Source organism: Pseudomonas cyclaminis, from assembly GCF_015163715.1.
Lineage (GTDB): Bacteria > Pseudomonadota > Gammaproteobacteria > Pseudomonadales > Pseudomonadaceae > Aquipseudomonas > Aquipseudomonas cyclaminis.
The window spans coordinates 1-15,784 of the sequence record NZ_JADDUM010000266.1 but is presented as its reverse complement, the minus strand read 5'-3'; the positions used below and the strand labels follow the sequence as shown (position 1 = coordinate 15,784).

The following is a 15,784-nucleotide window of genomic DNA, read 5'->3' as shown; positions in this document are numbered from 1 at the left end:
AAAAAAGCGGGAGCGCTGCGCACTCCAGCGCGGGGCAAGCCCGCTCACTACAGCAAGCCCACTCACCAAAGGGTGAGTGCACGGTCCAACAATGAGGGTTGAACAGATGAACGAACAATCCGCCGACGCCAACTACCAGGGCGTCTGGGGTAACCGCATCGGCTTTGGCAAGAAGGCCGCACTGCTGATGATCGATTTCATGCAGGGCTACACCACCGAAGGCGCGCCGTTGTTTGCACCGGGCGTGGTCACTGCCGTGGCCGAAAGTGTCGAGTTGCTGGCCTGCGCGAGGCAGCACGGGATTGCAGTGGTCCACACCAATATCCGCTACCATCCCGGCCATTTCGTCGATGGCGGTATCTGGGTCAAAAAGGCCCCGGTGATGAAAGACATGGTCGACGGCAACCCACTGGCGGCGTTCTGCGCCGAGGTGTTGCCCGAGGATCATGAAGTGGTGATTACCAAGCAGTATGCCAGCGCGTTTTTCGGCAGCAGCCTGGCCTCGATGCTGCATGCACAGGGCATCGACACCGTGGTATTGGCCGGCTGCTCCACCAGCGGCTGCATTCGTGCAACAGCAGTGGACGCCGTGCAGCATGGGTTTCGGACCATCGTCGTGCGCGAATGCGTCGGTGATCGACACCCGGCCCCGCACGAAGCCAACCTGTTCGACATCGACAGCAAGTATGGCGACGTGGTGAGCAAGCAGGAGGCGATGGGCAAGTTCAGGGAGCAATAAGGTTTAACAAGAACCGCGCCACAGAGCGCGGCACGCACCTACATCAACTGCCGGCTGTATAAAAACCATAAGTCACCGCCAGGAGACACCCGATGCCCATTGCGAATGCAGCGCCCGCGACCACGGTCGCCGACCCGGTCAACACGCTTTACCACAAGATCACTTGGAAGCTGATTCCGTTCCTGTGCTTCTGTTATCTGGCCGCGTACCTGGACCGGATCAACATCGGCTTCGCCAAGCTGCAGATGCTCGACCAACTGCAATTCAGCGAAACCGCGTTCGGCCTCGGCGCCGGCCTGTTCTTTGTTGGCTACATCATCTTTGAAGTGCCGAGCAACCTGGTGCTGGAGCGGGTCGGCGCGAAGATCTGGATTGCGCGCATCATGATCACCTGGGGCCTGCTCTCGGCCTGCACCATGCTGGTCACCTCCACCACCCAGTTCTACATCCTGCGCTTCCTGCTCGGCGCCGCCGAGGCGGGCTTCCTGCCGGGTGTGCTGTATTACCTGACTACCTGGTTTCCCACCCACCGCCGCGGGCGCATCATCGCGCTGTTCATGATCGGCCTGCCGCTGTCCAGCGTGATCGGCGGCCCGCTGTCGGGCTGGATCATGGGCCACTTCGACCACGTCGGTGGCCTGCGCGGCTGGCAGTGGCTGTTCCTGATCGAAGCGGTGCCCAGCGTGTTGCTCGGCGTACTGACCTTCTGGGCGCTGCCCAACACGTACCAGCAAGCCAAATGGCTGTCGGATGAAGAAAAAGCCTTGCTGGAAAGCGAACTGCACAAGGACGATGCCGACAGCACCGGCAGCAAGCACAGCTTCCGCGACGGGTTCTTCAACCTCAAAGTGTGGATGCTCGGCGGTATCGACTTTTCGATCTTGCTCAGTGCCTATGCCATGGGTTTCTGGATGCCGACCTTTATCCGCAACGCCGGGGTGACCGACACCTTCCATATCGGCGTGCTCACCGCACTGCCGAGCGTGGCCGCGCTGCTGGGCATGCTGCTGATCGGCGCCAGCTCCGACAAACACCGCGAACGCCGCTGGCACATCATCGTGCCGTTTTTCATCGGCGCAGCGGCAATGGCCACCAGTACATTCTTCACCCATAACGTCGCCGCCACCGTGGCATTGTTCGCCATCGCATCGGCCGCGATCATCGGTGCCGTACCGGTGTTTTTCAGCCTGCCGGCGACCTTTCTCAAAGGCACCGCAGCGGCCACCGGTTTTGCCCTGGCGTGCTCGGTGGCGAATATCGCCGGGCTGGTGAGCAACTCGTTGATGGGGGTGGCGATTGACGTCACCGGCAGCAGTGCCGGCGCGCTGTGGTTTTTTGCCGGCTGCCTGATCCTGAGCAGCTTCCTGGTCATCGCCTTGCCGGCGAAACTGGTCAACCGTTAATCAGCGCTGGCCTATAAAAAGAATGGCGCTAGAATCAGCGCCATTCTTCATTAGCCTTCCTGATACAGGCCTTTCCATGAGCTTTGATTTCGACACGATCCACCCCCGCCTCGGCACCGGCAGCACCAAGTGGAACCGCTACCCGGCCGATGTGCTGCCGATGTGGATCGCCGACATGGACATCGCCGCGCCGCCCGCCATTCTGCAGGCGCTGCACGAGCGCCTGGATCAGCAGATCCTCGGCTACAGCGTGGCCGGCCCGGATGTGCGCGAGGCCATCGTCGCCGACCTGTGGGCCAAGTACGCCTGGCGCGTGCTGCCCGATGAGCTGCTGTTTTTACCCGGCGTCGAGCCTGGCTTCAACATGGCGCTGCACGCCTTTGTGCAACCGGGCCAGCCGGTGGTGCTGCAAACGCCCAACTACCGGCCGATTCGCCTGGCGCCTGGGCACTGGAACCTGCCGCGTATCGAAGTCCCGTTCGAGTTGATCGACGGTGAATACATCACGCCAATGTCCGCCATGCGCGAGGCCTTGACCGGCGCCGGCGCACTGCTGCTGAGCAACCCGCACAACCCCATGGGCAAAGTCTTCCCCCGTGAAGAACTGCTGGCCGTGGCCACTGCCTGCCTGGACAACGGCGCGCTGATCATCAGCGACGAAATCCACGCCGAGCTGTGCTTCGATGGTCGCCGCCACATCCCCACCGCCAGCCTCAGCCCGGAAATTGCGCAACGCACCATCACCCTGATGTCGGCCAGCAAGGCCTACAACGTGGCCGGTTTGAAGACCTGTTTTGCAGTGATCCAGAACGCCGAGATCCGCGAGCGTTTCAACCACGCCCGTTGCGGCATGGTCGACAGCGTCAGCCCCCTGGGCCTGGAAGCCACCCGCGCCGCCTACAGCCAGTGCGGCGAATGGCTGGAGGCATTGAAACAGTACCTGCAAGCCAACCGCGATTACCTGCTCGAGGCTGTGCAAACGCGCTTGCCGGGCGTGGTGATGCATGCCCCCCAAGGCACCTTCCTCGCCTGGCTCGACTGCAGCGCCCTGGGCCTGGATGACCCGCAGCAATTTTTCCTCGAACAGGCCAAGGTCGGGTTGAGCGCCGGGATCGAATTCGGTGATGACAGCCAGCAGTTCGTGCGCCTGAACTTCGGTTGCCCACGGGCCATGCTGGAGGAAGGCTTGCAGCGTATGGAGCGCAGTTTGCGCAACCGCTGAAACGCGCAAAAAATGGCCCCCGCTGCAATGGCGGGGGCCAGGGTTTAGAGCTTGGCGATAGACACTTCGGTGGACTTCACAAAGGCAATCACTTCGCTGCCCACTTTCAATTCCAGGTCACGCACCGAGCGGGTGGTGATCACCGACGTCACGATGCCGGACGCGGTTTGCACGTCGATCTCCGACACCACTTCGCCCAGCAGGATTTCCTTGATCACACCCTTGAACTGGTTGCGCACGTTGATCGCTTTGATGGTCATGTCGGCTTTCCTTTTGGCTGTTGGGTCAATCCGCACGAATGCGCAGGCCCTCAAAGTGCGCTATCTGGAATGACATTAAAAGGAATATATATCTATTTATTTATTCCATATAGAAATATACAACTGTTGCCCAACCAACAGCCGATCAACAATTTGCCCGCCCGCGTAGCAGCTGTCGAGCCTTGGCGAGGCTGCGTGGCGTACGTATTGACACCCTGCGATCTGTGGGGCGCCAAAGCAGCCTCGCTTGCGCGCGCCAGCTGCTACGACCCGAAACTTGCGGTTGCCCGGTGAGAGTCAAGACGGTATCTCCGCGGGGGGGGGCGTGCGATGGCTTTGGCATAGAGACTGCATATTCCTTAAAAGCATGATGGAGCATGCCGATTCATTTTTATGAATATAAGAAAAAGCCTTCTCTCAACGCCTTGTCCGGAGCTGTTCCATGAAACCCTTCACCCTACGCCTGCTGGGCGCCTGCGCCCTGGCCCTGAGCCTGCAACCGCTGGTCCAGGCCGCTGAAACCGCACCTGCCGAGGTCAACCTCGACTACGCCTACTATTCGCCGGTCAGCCTGGTGCTCAAGCATTTCGGTTGGCTGGAACAATCCCTGCCGAATACCAAGGTCGGCTGGGTCTTGAGCCAAGGCAGCAACCGCTCGCTGGAGTACCTCAACAGCGGCGGCGTGGACTTCGCCTCGTCCGCCAGCTTGTCTGCCGTGTTGAGCCGGGCCAACGGCAGTCCGATCAAATCGGTGTATGTCTACAGCCGCGCCGAATGGACCGCCCTGGTGGTGCGCAAGGATTCGCCGCTCAACAGCGTCGCCGATCTGAAAGGCAAGAAGATCGCCGCCACCAAAGGCACCGACCCGTACCTGTTCACCCTGCGTAGCCTGCAACAGGCCGGGCTGAAAAAGGACGACGTGGAGCTGGTGCACCTGCAACACCCGGACGGTCGCACCGCCCTGGAAAAAGGCGACGTAGACGCCTGGGCAGGCCTCGACCCGCACATGGCCGCCAGCGAAATCCAGGCCGGTTCGCGCCTGTTGTACCGCAACAAGGACTTCAACAGCTACGGCGTGGTCAGCGTCACCGAGCAGTTTGCCAAGGCGCATCCGCAAACCATCACCACAGTGCTCGGCGCCTACGAAAAAGCCCGCGACTGGGCGGTGAAGCACCCGGATGAGTTCGCCAAACTGCTGGCGGATGAATCCGGCCTGCCATTGGCGGTGGCCAAGCTGCAACTGTCGCGCACCGACCTGAGCACACCGTTCCTGAGCAGCAAGGACGTGCTTGCATCCAAAGCGGCGGCGCCGATTCTGGTGTCTGAAGAGCTGGTGCGCCGTGGGGTGAATGTGGACCAAGTGATCGACCAGTTGATCGATACCTCGTTCGGCCACTAAGGAGCGCGTGATGACCAGCAAAAGCCCAGCATTGCCCCTTCCCGTGTCGGTCGCGGTCAACCGCAGTGCCTGGCCCAGACGGCTCAAGGGCCTGGTGCTGCCGACCGCGATCTTGCTGATCCTCGAAGTCGTGGTGCGTGTGGGCTGGCTGCCTTCGTACCAGATGCCGGCACCGAGCGAGATCGCCGTCACCCTTGGCGAGCTGGCCGACGGCGCGCTGTGGAAACACATCAGCGCCAGCCTGGGACGGGTGCTGCTGGGCTTTGCCATTGGCGCCGGCCTCGCACTGGTGTTCGCCGCCTGGGTCGGTTTGAGCCGAGAAGCCGAAGCCTACCTGGAGCCGACCTTCGCCGGCCTGCGTTCAATCCCAAGCCTGGCCTGGGTGCCACTGTTGCTGCTGTGGCTGGGCATCGATGAAACCTCAAAGATCGTGCTGATCGCCATTGGCGCGTTTTTCCCGGTGTACCTCAATGGTGTCGCGGCGATTCGCGATATCGACCGCAAGTTGGTTGAAGTCGGGCAGATGTACGGTTTCAGTCGGCGCCGCCTGGTGCGGCGCATCCTGCTGCCCGCCGCCCTGCCCGGCCTGTTTACCGGTTTGCGCAGTGGCTTGAGCCTGGCATGGATGTTCCTGGTGGCTGCCGAATTGATTGCGGCCACCAAGGGCTTGGGTTATCTGCTCAGCGACGGGCGGGAAACGTCGCGGCCCGACATCGTGCTGGCGGCGATCATCGTGTTGGCGTTACTGGGCAAGTTCACCGATGGCCTGCTGGCGGCGCTGGAGAAACGCTGCCTGGCCTGGCGCGACACCTTTACCGGCCAGGAGCAATGAACATGCAACCGTTATTGGACATTCACGTCGCGCGTAAAAGCTTCGCCGACACCACCGTACTCAACGACGTGCGCCTGGCTCTGCAACCGCGTGAAGCCGTCAGCCTGCTGGGCCCCAGCGGTTGCGGCAAAAGCACCTTGCTGCGCATCGTCGCCGGGCTGGAAACCGACTTCCAGGGCCAGTTGCGCAGCCCCGACGGCGAGGTGGCGTTTGTGTTCCAGGAGCCTCGGCTGATGCCCTGGCTCACCGTGGAGCAGAACATCGGCTTCAGCGATGACCGCCATTACGACAAGGCCTGGGTCACGCAGTTGATCGAGGAAGTCGGTCTCACGGGCTTCGCCCAGGCGCTGCCCAAGGCGCTGTCCGGCGGCATGGCGCAACGGGTGGCTATCGCACGCGGCCTGTATTCACGCCCGCAGGTGCTGTTGCTCGATGAACCGTTCAGCGCGGTGGATGCGTTTACCCGCATGAAACTGCAGGACTTGCTGCTGCAACTGGCCGAACACCATGCCATTGCGTTGTTGCTGGTAACCCATGATGTGGATGAGGCGCTGTACCTGAGTGACCGCGTGCTGGTGATGGGCAACCGGCCGAGCAGCATTCGCCAGGAACTGGCGGTGGATCTGCCGCACCCTCGGGATCGGCGCGACCCGCTGCTGGCCCAGCTCAAGGCCTTGGCCTTGACAGAGTTGCAGCGGGCGCATGTGATCTAAAGCCAAACGGAACCGTCACGCCAGTTTCTGGCGCAAGGTCACCCAATAGCGCGTCCGCGCCTGCACCTCCAACCCCAGGGTCGAGGCCAGCAGGTTGAGGATGCGATCCGTGTCGTCCAGGCGGAAACTGCCGGTCACCCGCATCGCCTCTAGACCAGGCTCCCAGCGCAACACCCCCGGACGATAGCGCTCCAACTCCCGCAGAAAATCCCCCAACGGCTGGTTCTGCGCGGTCAGCACACCGTCGCGCCAACCGAGTTGCATCACATCAAACGGCGCCCAGGCCCCAAGCCCGCTGGCCTTGAGCGGTGCTTGCCGGCCTGCCTGCAAGCTCGCCGTCTGGCCGTTCAGGTCGCGTACCTGCACCGTGCCCTTGAGCACCGAGAGCAGACAACCGGACGCCAGTTGCCGAACGCAGAGTTCAGCCTGGCTGAGTTGCAGTTCACCGTAGCGGGTGTGCACGGTCATCGTCGCCGTGCCCGGCACGGTCAGCGCCAGTTCACCGTCGACCAGACTGATGCGGCGCTGCGCCAAGTCCACGTCTACCGCCGTGGCGGTATTGAGCTGCAGGCTGGCACCGTCGGCCAACGGCAGGCGTTTACGCTCGCCGGTGGCGGTATGCAGGTCGGCCCGCCAGGTGTCGATGGGCAACTGGCGGCTGATCAGCCAAGCCGTCGGCAGCAGCGCCGCCACGCCCAATGCACGCTTGAGCACCGCACGTCGCCCAAGTTGCGGGCGGTCGAGGCTGGCCATCGCCAGTGCCTGGGGCAAGCCGCTGAAGCGTTGACGCAAGGATTGGGCTTTCTGCCAGGTCTGTTCATGTTGCGGATGGCTGTCGCGCCAGTGCTGCAGCGCGGCGTGATCACGCTCGGTGGCCGCGCCGGACTCCAGCAGCGCCAGCCACTGGGCGGCAGCACGGGCGACGTCGCGGCTCACAGCTCCACCAGCAGGCAATGTTCGTAGGCCTGGGCCATGTAGCGCTTGACCGTGCGCTCGGACACCTGCAGCCGTTCGGCAATCTCGCGATAGCCCAGGCCCTCCAGTTGGCTCCACAGAAAGGCGCGGCGCACCAGCACCGGCAAGCCATCGAGCAATTCATCCAGGGCTTGCAGGGTTTCCAGCATCAACCAACGCTGTTCGGGGGACGGCACGCAGGCTTCGGGCAAGCTGGCCAGGGCGTTCATATACGCCTGCTCCAGGCTGCGACGCTGATGAAAATTCACCAGCAGGCGCTTGCCCACCGTCACCAGATACGCCCGCGGCTCCTGCATCTGTGCAATCGGCTGGGCACTGGCCAGTACGCGCAGGAACGTATCCTGGCTCAGGTCCGCCGCATCCCAGGCATTGCCCAGGCGCCGGCGCAGCCAGCTTTCCAGCCAGCTGCGATGGTCACGGTACAAGCTCGACAGCGTCAGTTCAGGGGCGTGCGTCGGGACAACAGCATCATTCATGGCAAGCAACCTGCACGGCGCGAGTGAGTCTCAAATGAGATTCATTCTATTTAATATCCTGCCGCGACACCATGCCCTTTTCAAGATTGCGTTTAGAGCATCGCCGCTTTCTGCCGCAGCAAGTCCCTAAACAGCCCCAATTCCCGGCTCACCCCCTCGCCCTTGCGCAGCAGCATGCCGAACGGTGCCAGGCGCACATCCAGGGCCACCGGCAGCGCCACCACCAGGCCCATCTTCAGGTAATCGCGCAGGGCACTTTCCGACAGCACCATCACCGCGTCGGTCAGTTGGATCAACTGCTGCATGGAGTACACCGAGCTGCATTCGATAATGTCCGCCGGGCTCGGCAGTGCCAGGTCCTGCAAGGCCTGGTCGAAGCCGATACGCGCCGGGCTGGCCTGCGGTTGCAGGATCCATGGCCAGTCGCGCACCAGTTCCGCCAGGTCCAGGTGCTTGCGTTGCGCCAACGGGTGCCCGGCGTGCACCACCACCAGCATCCGTTCGTTGCCCAGAGGCTCGAAACTGTAGTGTTCGCTGTCGGTCGCGGCGGTACGCCGGCTGATGGCCAGGTCGATGCGGCCCTGTTCGAGCAGTTGGATCACTTGGTCGCTGGTGTCGCCCATGATGCGGATGCGCAGTTGCGGGTTGAGCGCTTTGATCTGCGCGATGGAGTCCATCACCAGGTCCGGCGCGGCGCCCATGATGGTGCCGATCGACAGGTAGCCATAACCGCCCTGCTGGCGCGCCATCAAGTCTTCGGCGCAGCGGTCCAGGCCGCTGAGGGCCGATTCGGCAAAGCGGATCAGTTCCTGGCCCAGTGCCGTGGGCCGCATGCCCCGTGGCAAGCGTTCGAACAGGTCGCAACCGAACATGTCCTCAATCTCGCGCAGCATGCGGGTGGCCGCCGGTTGCGACATGTTCAGGGCCTGGGAGGCACGGTGCAGGTTCTGGCTGGAACTGAGCGCCACCAGCATATGCAGATGCTTGTAGCGCAGGCGATTGAACAGGCTGCGGGAGATGACGGGACTACTCATGAATTCCTCATTATCGATACCCTGAGGGTATCACTTGTAAGCTAGATTCGATTTGTAGCGTATTGCTCGGTCGCCGTACAGTCCGTCCCATAAGAACAAAACAACGGACTCCATCATGAAAACCCTGCCCGCGCCCCTGCTCGCCAAGATTTCCTGGCGGCTGCTGCCCTTCCTGCTGTTGATGTACATCATGGCGTTTCTCGACCGCGCCAACGTTGGGTTTGCCAAACAAGCCTTCCAGGCCGACACCGGCTTGAGCGATGCCGCGTTTGCCTTCGGCGCCGGCGTGTTCTTTGTCGGCTACGCGCTGCTGGAAGTGCCGAGCAACCTGATCCTGCACCGTGTCGGCGCCCGCCTGTGGATGTGCCGCATCATGGTCAGCTGGGGCCTGATTTCGGCGGCGATGGTGTTTGCCCATAACGAAACCAGTTTTTACGCGCTGCGTTTCTTGCTCGGTGTGGCCGAAGCCGGCTTCTTCCCTGGCGTGATCCTCTACCTCACTTACTGGTTCCCCCAGGCCGTGCGCGGCAAGGCCATGGGTTTCTTCTACTTCGGCGCACCCCTGGCGTTCATCTTCGGCAGCCCGCTGTCCGGCCTGCTGCTGGAGATGGATGGCTTCGCTGGCATTCACGGCTGGCAATGGCTGTTCGCGGTGGAAGGCCTGATGGCCACCGCCGTGGGCATCTGGGCCTACTGGTACCTGGACAACCGCCCCGCCGACGCCAAATGGCTGAGCGCGGATGAGCGCGAGCAAATCCAGACCTTGCTGGATGCAGAAGACCAACACAAAACCTCCCACGGGCGCAGCCTGCTGAACGTGCTGTGCCAGCCGTCGGTACTGTACCTGTGCCTGGTGTATTTGCTGATCCAGGCCAGCGTCTACGGCGTGGTGTTTTACCTGCCGACCCAAGTGGGCGACCTGCTCGGCACCAAGGTCGGCTTGATGGTCGGGCTGGTCTCGGCGATTCCCTGGATCTGCGCACTGTTTGCCGCGTGGTGGATCCCCGGTTATTCCGACCGCACCGGCGAACGCCGCCGCACCGCCTGCCTGACGTTATTGATGGCCGCTGCCGGCATCGCCTGCTCGGTGACCTTCACCAACCCATTGCTGGGCATGCTCGCCCTGTGTTTTGCCGCCTCGGGTTTTATCGCGGTGCAACCGGTGTTCTGGACCTTTCCGTCGAGCTACCTGGCGGGCAGCGCTGCGGCAGCGGGTATTGCGCTGATCAACTCCTTCGGTGCCCTCGGCGGCTTTATCGCGCCGGTCATCAAGCACTGGGCCGAAGGCGCCTTCCATTCCCCGGCAGCCGGTTTGTACCTGCTGTCCGCCACCACAGTGCTGGCTGCATTGCTGGTACTGGGCATCCATTCACCCGGCCGCACTGCATCGAACACGCCGGCCACTGTTTAACGCCAGGAGTCTTACCATGGGTCATCTCACCATCAAACACGTGCGCGCTTTTGTATTGCGAGGCGGCGGCGCCGATTACCACGATCAGGCCGACGGCCACTGGATCGACGATCACATCTGCACACCCATGAGCAAATACCCCGAGTACCGCCAGAGCCGCCGCAGTTTCGGCATCAACGTGCTCGGCACGCTGGTGGTGGAGATCGAAGCCAGCGACGGCACCGTCGGGTTTGCCGTGACCACCGGCGGCGAACCGGCGGCATATATCGTCGAAAAGCACCTGGCGCGCTTTATCGAAGGTGCCCGCGTCACCGATATCGAAAAGATCTGGGACCAGATGTACCAGTCCACCCTCTACTACGGCCGCAAGGGCTTGGTGATCAACACCATTTCCGGCGTCGACCTGGCGCTGTGGGACTTGCTCGGCAAGATCCGCCAGGAGCCGGTGCACCAACTGCTCGGCGGTGCGGTGCGTGACGAATTGCAGTTCTACGCCACCGGCGCCCGCCCGGACCTGGCCCAGAAAATGGGTTTTATCGGCGGCAAGATGCCCCTGCACCACGGCCCCAGCGAAGGCGAAGAAGGCCTGCGCAAAAACCTCGAACAATTGGCCGACATGCGCGAGCGGGTCGGCCCGGACTTCTGGCTGATGCTCGATTGCTGGATGAGCCTGGACCTCAACTACGCGACCAAACTGGCGATCGGCGCCCATGAACACGGGCTCAAGTGGATCGAAGAAGCCCTGAGCCCGGACGATTACTGGGGCTACGCGGCCCTGCGCAACAACGTGCCCAAGGGCATGCTGGTGACCACTGGCGAACACGAAGCCACCCGTTGGGGCTTTCGCATGCTGCTGGAAATGGGTTGCTGCGACATTATCCAGCCGGATGTCGGCTGGTGCGGCGGCCTCACCGAGTTGGTGAAAATTTCGGCCCTGGCCGATGCCCACAATGCGATGGTCGTGCCCCACGGCTCGTCGGTGTACAGCTACCACTTTGTCGCCACGCGGCAAAACAGTCCGTTCGCCGAATTCCTGATGATGGCGCCGAAGGCCGATGAAGTGGTGCCGATGTTCCACCCGCAACTGCTCGGCGAACCGGTGCCAATCAATGGCCGCATGCGCCTGTCGGTGCTCGACAAGCCCGGTTTCGGCGTTGACCTGAACCCGGATTGCCAACTGCACCGTCCGTATAACCGCTAAGGGAATCTGCCATGAACATGCCCCGCAATGGCTTCAAGGCCACCCTGGCGCACGACGCCACCCAGTACGGCATCTGGGCCGGTTTCGCCACCGGCTACGCCGCCGAGATCGTCGCCGGTCTTGGTTACGACTGGATGCTGATCGACGGCGAACACGCGCCCAACACCGTGCCCAGCGTGCTCAACCAATTACAGACCGTGGCGCCCTACACCACGGCACCGGTCGTGCGTGCGGTGAATAGCGACGCCAGCCTGATCAAGCAACTGCTCGACGTCGGCGCCCAGACGCTGATGATCCCCATGGTCGAAACCGCCGAACAGGCCCAGGCCCTGGTGCGCGCCATGCGTTACCCGCCCCACGGCATCCGCGGCGTCGGCGGCGGCTTGACCCGCGCCACCCGCTGGGACGGCGTGGCGAACTACCTGCAAACCGCCCATGAAGAGCTGTGCCTGATCGTGCAGGTGGAGTCGCGCCTGGGCGTGGAAAACGTCGCGGCGATTGCGGCGGTGGAAGGCGTGGACGCGGTATTCATCGGCCCCGCCGACCTGTCCATCGGCCTCGGCCACGCCGGCAACCCCGGCCACCCCGAGGTGCAGGAGCGCATCCGGCACGCGGTGGACGCCACCCTCGCCGCCGGCAAGGTCTGCGGCATCCTGGCGCCCAACGAGGAGGACGCACGCCGCTACCAGGCCTGGGGTTGCCGCTTTATCGCGGTGGCCATCGACATCAGCCTGCTGCGTCAAAGCGCCCTCGCCACCCTCGCCCGCTATCGCCCGGTTGCCGACGCGAAAGCGCCGTCGCGCACTTACTAAGGAGCTGCCCATGTCATCCGTTCCCGTGTACCAGAACTTTATCAATGGGTGTTTCGTGCCCAGCGAAGCCCATCTCGACGTGCTCAACCCGGCCACCGGCGCCTTGCTGTCCAAGGTGCCCGCCTCCACCGCCGCTGACGTCGACCAGGCCCTCGCCGCTGCACGGGGTGCGCAAAAAGCGTGGGCGCGCAAACCCGCCATCGAACGCGCCGGGCATTTGCGCCGCATCGCCGCCAAGCTGCGGGAAAACGTCGCGCACCTGGCGCGCACCATCACCCTGGAACAGGGCAAGGTCAGCGGGCTGGCCGAAGTCGAAGTGAATTTCACCGCCGACTACCTCGACTACATGGCCGAATGGGCGCGCCGCATCGAAGGCGAGATCATCACCAGCGACCGGCCCAACGAAAACATCTTCCTGTTCCGCAAACCCTTGGGTGTTGTCGCGGGCATTCTGCCGTGGAATTTCCCATTTTTTTTGATCGCCCGCAAAATGGCCCCGGCGCTGCTCACCGGCAACACCATCGTGATCAAGCCCAGCGAAGAAACGCCGAACAACTGCTTTGAATTTGCCAAGCTGGTGGCCGAGACCGACCTGCCCGCGGGCGTGTTCAACGTGGTCTGCGGTGACGGCCAGGTCGGCGGTGCACTCACCGCTCACAAAGGCGTGGACATGATCAGCTTCACCGGCAGCGTTGCCACCGGCTCACGGATCATGGCCGCCGCCGCGCCGAACATTACCAAGCTCAACCTGGAACTGGGCGGCAAGGCTCCGGCCATCGTGCTGGCGGATGCCGACCTGGAATTGGCGGTCAAAGCCATCCGCGACTCGCGCATCATCAACACCGGGCAAGTGTGCAACTGCGCCGAGCGGGTGTACGTGGAGCGCAAGGTTGCCGACCTGTTTATCGAACGCATCAGCGCGGCCATGTCGGCCACGCGCTACGGCGACCCGATGGCCATGGCTGGTGCGGAAATGGGTCCGCTGATCAACCGCCAGGGCCTGGACAACGTCAACCGCAAGGTGCGTACCGCGTTGAGTCAGGGCGCCACGCTGGTCAGCGGCGGGCAGATCGCCGACCTTGGCGCGGGCTTTCACTTCCAGCCGACGGTGTTGGCCGGCTGCCGCGCCGACATGGAGATCATGCGCGAAGAGATCTTCGGCCCGGTGCTGCCGATCCAGATCGTCGACGACCTCGACGAAGCCATCGCCCTGGCCAATGACTGCGACTACGGCCTGACCTCATCGATCTACACCCGTGACCTGGGCAAGGCCATGCACGCGGTGCGCGAGATCGACTTTGGTGAAACCTACGTCAATCGCGAAAACTTCGAGGCCATGCAGGGTTTCCACGCTGGCGTGCGTAAATCCGGGATCGGCGGCGCCGATGGTAAGCACGGCCTCTACGAATACACCCACACCCATGTGGTGTACCTGCAGAGCTGAGGTGGTGTAACGGGCCGGTGCGCGGTAGCGTGCTGGCCCTTCCTGACAGAGTCTCACAAGGATTGCGTAATGCCCCAGACGCTCTATACCGGCCCTATCATCGACAGTCATCTGCACCTGTTCGACCCGCGTCGCCCCCAGGGCATCCCGTGGCCCGAGCCGGGCAACCGCTTGTATGCCGCGCATTTACCCAGCGATTACTGGGCCGTCGCCAGCTCGCACAATGTGGTCGGCGCCATCGCGGTGGAAGCCAGCCCATGGCGGGACGACAACCGTTGGTTGCTTGAGACCCTGCGCAGCGACCCGCGCATGCTCGGGTTTGTCGGCAACCTGGACCCGCTGCACGCGGACTTCGCCGCCGACCTCGCTGCACGGGTGCAAGAGCCGCTGTTCCTCGGCCTGCGCTACGGCAACCTATGGGACCGCGACTTGCTGCTGGATCAGACGCGCCCCGGTTTTATCGACGGCTTGCGCCAACTGGCCGCCAGCGGTCGCAGCCTGGACAGTGCCAACCCGAACCCGCGTTTGATCAAGGGCTTGTTGACGCTCAGCGATGCGCTGCCCGAGTTGCGCATCATCGTCGACCATTTGCCCAATGCCCAGGTGCCGGCCGGTGAAGAGGCGGCTTATCACGCCGACCTGCTACGCCTGGCAGAGCGCCCCAACGTGTTCGCCAAGCTGGCGGAGATTCCCCAACTCGGCCCGCACGGCCTGATCGTCGACACCGCGCTCTACAACGACCGGTTGGCGGTGTTGTGGGAGGCGTTTGGTGACGAGCGCTGCTTCTTCGGCAGCGACTGGCCCAACAGTGATCACCTGGCGGATTTCGCCACCACCCTGGGGCTCGTTAAAAGCTGCATGGCGGGCAAACCCGAGGCCGTGCAAGCACAGTTTTTCCTGCACAACGCGGTGCGTATCTACACCCCGACCCATGGAGCGCAGTGATGCAGACCCGTGCCTTTCGCATGAACCTCAATCCTGGGCAGGCCGACGAATATCGCCGGCGCCACGACGAGATCTGGCCGGAACTGGCCCAGGCCCTGCTGGACGCCGGTGTGGTGGACTACCGGATTTTCCTCGACGAACCGGCCAACGCGCTGTTCGCCGTGCTGACCCATGAGGACGCCCACGGCCTGGATGAACTGCCCGGTACCGCACTGATGCAACGCTGGTGGACCTACATGCAGGACATCATGCCCAGCCATGCGGACGCCTCGCCGATCAGCGTCGACTTGCTGCCCATGTTCCACCTGTCGCGCCCCTGAATTAACGGACGCCCAACAACAATAAAAAGGATTCGACTACGTGGAAATCATTCTCCTTGGTGTGATTCTGCACTTTATCGGCGGCTTCGCCTCCGGCAGTTTCTACATCCCCTACAAGAAGGTTCGCGGGTGGGCCTGGGAAAGTTATTGGATCACCGGCGGCCTGGTGTCCTGGTTGATCGTGCCGCTGATCGCCGCGCAACTGACCGTGCCGGGCTGGGTAGACATCCTGCGCAACGCCGACACCAGCACCCTGCTGTGGACCTATCTGTTCGGCGTGTTGTGGGGCATCGGCGGGCTGACCTTCGGCCTGACCATGCGCTACCTCGGCCTGTCGTTAGGCATGTCGCTGATCATGGGCCTGACCTCGGCCCTCGGCGCCCTGATGCCGGCGCTGTACCGCGACCTGTTCACCGATGCCACCGAAGGCACCCTGACCTCGATGCTGGCCTCCCAGGGCGGGCATTGGGTGTTGTGGGGCGTGGCGGTGTCGCTGGTGGGTATTGCGGTGTGCGGCAAGGCTGGGTTGATCAAGGAGCGGGAAGTGTCCGAGGCGGTGAAATTCGCCAGTGTCAGCGAGTTTTCCCTGGGCAAGGGC

Annotated in this window: 17 protein-coding genes; 13 read left to right on the top strand and 4 right to left on the bottom strand. The window is 63.0% G+C overall.

Annotation, left to right across the window (positions count from 1 at the left end):
* The first annotated feature begins 106 nt into the window (after window positions 1-106).
* The 3 genes from IQK56_RS27595 (at window position 107) to IQK56_RS27585 (ending at window position 3,364) form a co-directional block, all read left to right on the top strand.
* Window positions 107-739: an N-carbamoylsarcosine amidohydrolase gene (locus IQK56_RS27595; protein WP_193862684.1), complete on the top strand. Its 633-nt coding sequence runs from the start codon at window positions 107-109 to the stop codon at window positions 737-739.
* Window positions 740-831: 92 nt separating this feature from the next.
* Window positions 832-2,142: an MFS transporter gene (locus IQK56_RS27590; protein ID WP_122307869.1), complete on the top strand. Its 1,311-nt coding sequence runs from the start codon at window positions 832-834 to the stop codon at window positions 2,140-2,142.
* Window positions 2,143-2,218: 76 nt separating this feature from the next.
* Entirely contained in the window at window positions 2,219-3,364 is a 1,146-nt protein-coding gene (locus tag IQK56_RS27585) for a MalY/PatB family protein (RefSeq protein ID WP_193862682.1), read from the top strand.
* A 44-nt stretch (window positions 3,365-3,408) separates the two neighbouring features.
* On the opposite strand, the gene IQK56_RS27580 is transcribed toward IQK56_RS27585, so the two are convergent.
* A complete protein-coding gene (locus IQK56_RS27580) occupies window positions 3,409-3,624 on the bottom strand; it encodes a TOBE domain-containing protein (RefSeq protein WP_003173733.1) in 216 nt (71 codons plus the stop codon).
* Window positions 3,625-4,066: 442 nt separating this feature from the next.
* Here IQK56_RS27580 and IQK56_RS27575 point away from each other — a divergent pair, with 442 nt between their 5' ends.
* From IQK56_RS27575 to IQK56_RS27565, 3 genes are read left to right on the top strand one after another with little or no spacing between them, the layout of a single operon-like run.
* The gene (locus tag IQK56_RS27575) at window positions 4,067-5,023 is read left to right on the top strand and encodes an aliphatic sulfonate ABC transporter substrate-binding protein (protein ID WP_193901898.1); all 957 of its coding nucleotides are present in this window, start codon (window positions 4,067-4,069) and stop codon (window positions 5,021-5,023) included.
* A 10-nt stretch (window positions 5,024-5,033) separates the two neighbouring features.
* Window positions 5,034-5,855, top strand: a complete 822-nt coding sequence (locus tag IQK56_RS27570) for an ABC transporter permease (RefSeq protein WP_122307866.1) — start codon at window positions 5,034-5,036, stop codon at window positions 5,853-5,855.
* Window positions 5,852-6,568, top strand: a complete 717-nt coding sequence (locus tag IQK56_RS27565; protein ID WP_150676574.1) for an ABC transporter ATP-binding protein — start codon at window positions 5,852-5,854, stop codon at window positions 6,566-6,568. Before IQK56_RS27570 ends, IQK56_RS27565 begins: the two co-directional genes overlap by 4 nt.
* Window positions 6,569-6,583: 15 nt before the next feature.
* Here IQK56_RS27565 and IQK56_RS27560 read toward each other — a convergent pair whose 3' ends face one another.
* From IQK56_RS27560 to IQK56_RS27550, 3 genes are all read right to left on the bottom strand, one after another.
* Entirely contained in the window at window positions 6,584-7,504 is a 921-nt protein-coding gene (locus IQK56_RS27560) for a FecR domain-containing protein (protein ID WP_150676573.1), read from the bottom strand.
* On the bottom strand, window positions 7,501-8,019 hold the full coding sequence (locus IQK56_RS27555) for a sigma-70 family RNA polymerase sigma factor (RefSeq protein ID WP_122307863.1): 519 nt from the start codon (window positions 8,017-8,019) through the stop codon (window positions 7,501-7,503). Before IQK56_RS27555 ends, IQK56_RS27560 begins: the two co-directional genes overlap by 4 nt.
* A 92-nt stretch (window positions 8,020-8,111) precedes the next feature.
* Window positions 8,112-9,053, bottom strand: coding sequence for a LysR family transcriptional regulator (locus IQK56_RS27550; protein WP_122307862.1), 942 nt, complete (start codon window positions 9,051-9,053; stop codon window positions 8,112-8,114).
* A gap of 115 nt (window positions 9,054-9,168) precedes the next feature.
* Between IQK56_RS27550 and IQK56_RS27545 the strand changes: the two genes are divergently transcribed.
* From IQK56_RS27545 to IQK56_RS27515, 7 genes are all read left to right on the top strand, one after another.
* Window positions 9,169-10,464, top strand: coding sequence for an MFS transporter (locus IQK56_RS27545; protein ID WP_122307861.1), 1,296 nt, complete (start codon window positions 9,169-9,171; stop codon window positions 10,462-10,464).
* Between the two features lie 16 nt (window positions 10,465-10,480).
* Window positions 10,481-11,665: an L-rhamnonate dehydratase gene (rhmD, locus tag IQK56_RS27540; protein ID WP_112195436.1), complete on the top strand. Its 1,185-nt coding sequence runs from the start codon at window positions 10,481-10,483 to the stop codon at window positions 11,663-11,665.
* Window positions 11,666-11,676: 11 nt separating this feature from the next.
* A complete protein-coding gene (locus IQK56_RS27535; protein WP_122307860.1) occupies window positions 11,677-12,477 on the top strand; it encodes an aldolase/citrate lyase family protein in 801 nt (266 codons plus the stop codon).
* Between the two features lie 10 nt (window positions 12,478-12,487).
* A complete protein-coding gene (aldA, locus tag IQK56_RS27530; protein ID WP_193901897.1) occupies window positions 12,488-13,921 on the top strand; it encodes an aldehyde dehydrogenase in 1,434 nt (477 codons plus the stop codon).
* A gap of 69 nt (window positions 13,922-13,990) precedes the next feature.
* Window positions 13,991-14,866: an amidohydrolase family protein gene (locus IQK56_RS27525; RefSeq protein WP_193863522.1), complete on the top strand. Its 876-nt coding sequence runs from the start codon at window positions 13,991-13,993 to the stop codon at window positions 14,864-14,866.
* The gene (gene rhaM, locus IQK56_RS27520) at window positions 14,866-15,186 is read left to right on the top strand and encodes an L-rhamnose mutarotase (protein ID WP_191632494.1); all 321 of its coding nucleotides are present in this window, start codon (window positions 14,866-14,868) and stop codon (window positions 15,184-15,186) included. Before IQK56_RS27525 ends, rhaM begins: the two co-directional genes overlap by 1 nt.
* A 40-nt stretch (window positions 15,187-15,226) precedes the next feature.
* Window positions 15,227-15,784, top strand: a 558-nt coding sequence (locus tag IQK56_RS27515) for an L-rhamnose/proton symporter RhaT (RefSeq protein WP_341869556.1), incomplete at its 3' end; no start/stop codon positions are given.

Coding starts and splice junctions, on each gene's coding strand:
- IQK56_RS27595 (WP_193862684.1), top strand. CDS start 107: ATGAACGAACAATCCGCCGACGCCAACTACCAGGGCGTCTGGGGTAAC.
- IQK56_RS27590 (WP_122307869.1), top strand. CDS start 832: ATGCCCATTGCGAATGCAGCGCCCGCGACCACGGTCGCCGACCCGGTC.
- IQK56_RS27585 (WP_193862682.1), top strand. CDS start 2,219: ATGAGCTTTGATTTCGACACGATCCACCCCCGCCTCGGCACCGGCAGC.
- IQK56_RS27580 (WP_003173733.1), bottom strand. CDS start 3,624: ATGACCATCAAAGCGATCAACGTGCGCAACCAGTTCAAGGGTGTGATC.
- IQK56_RS27575 (WP_193901898.1), top strand. CDS start 4,067: ATGAAACCCTTCACCCTACGCCTGCTGGGCGCCTGCGCCCTGGCCCTG.
- IQK56_RS27570 (WP_122307866.1), top strand. CDS start 5,034: ATGACCAGCAAAAGCCCAGCATTGCCCCTTCCCGTGTCGGTCGCGGTC.
- IQK56_RS27565 (WP_150676574.1), top strand. CDS start 5,852: ATGAACATGCAACCGTTATTGGACATTCACGTCGCGCGTAAAAGCTTC.
- IQK56_RS27555 (WP_122307863.1), bottom strand. CDS start 8,019: ATGAATGATGCTGTTGTCCCGACGCACGCCCCTGAACTGACGCTGTCG.
- IQK56_RS27550 (WP_122307862.1), bottom strand. CDS start 9,053: ATGAGTAGTCCCGTCATCTCCCGCAGCCTGTTCAATCGCCTGCGCTAC.
- IQK56_RS27545 (WP_122307861.1), top strand. CDS start 9,169: ATGAAAACCCTGCCCGCGCCCCTGCTCGCCAAGATTTCCTGGCGGCTG.
- rhmD (WP_112195436.1), top strand. CDS start 10,481: ATGGGTCATCTCACCATCAAACACGTGCGCGCTTTTGTATTGCGAGGC.
- IQK56_RS27535 (WP_122307860.1), top strand. CDS start 11,677: ATGAACATGCCCCGCAATGGCTTCAAGGCCACCCTGGCGCACGACGCC.
- aldA (WP_193901897.1), top strand. CDS start 12,488: ATGTCATCCGTTCCCGTGTACCAGAACTTTATCAATGGGTGTTTCGTG.
- IQK56_RS27525 (WP_193863522.1), top strand. CDS start 13,991: ATGCCCCAGACGCTCTATACCGGCCCTATCATCGACAGTCATCTGCAC.
- rhaM (WP_191632494.1), top strand. CDS start 14,866: ATGCAGACCCGTGCCTTTCGCATGAACCTCAATCCTGGGCAGGCCGAC.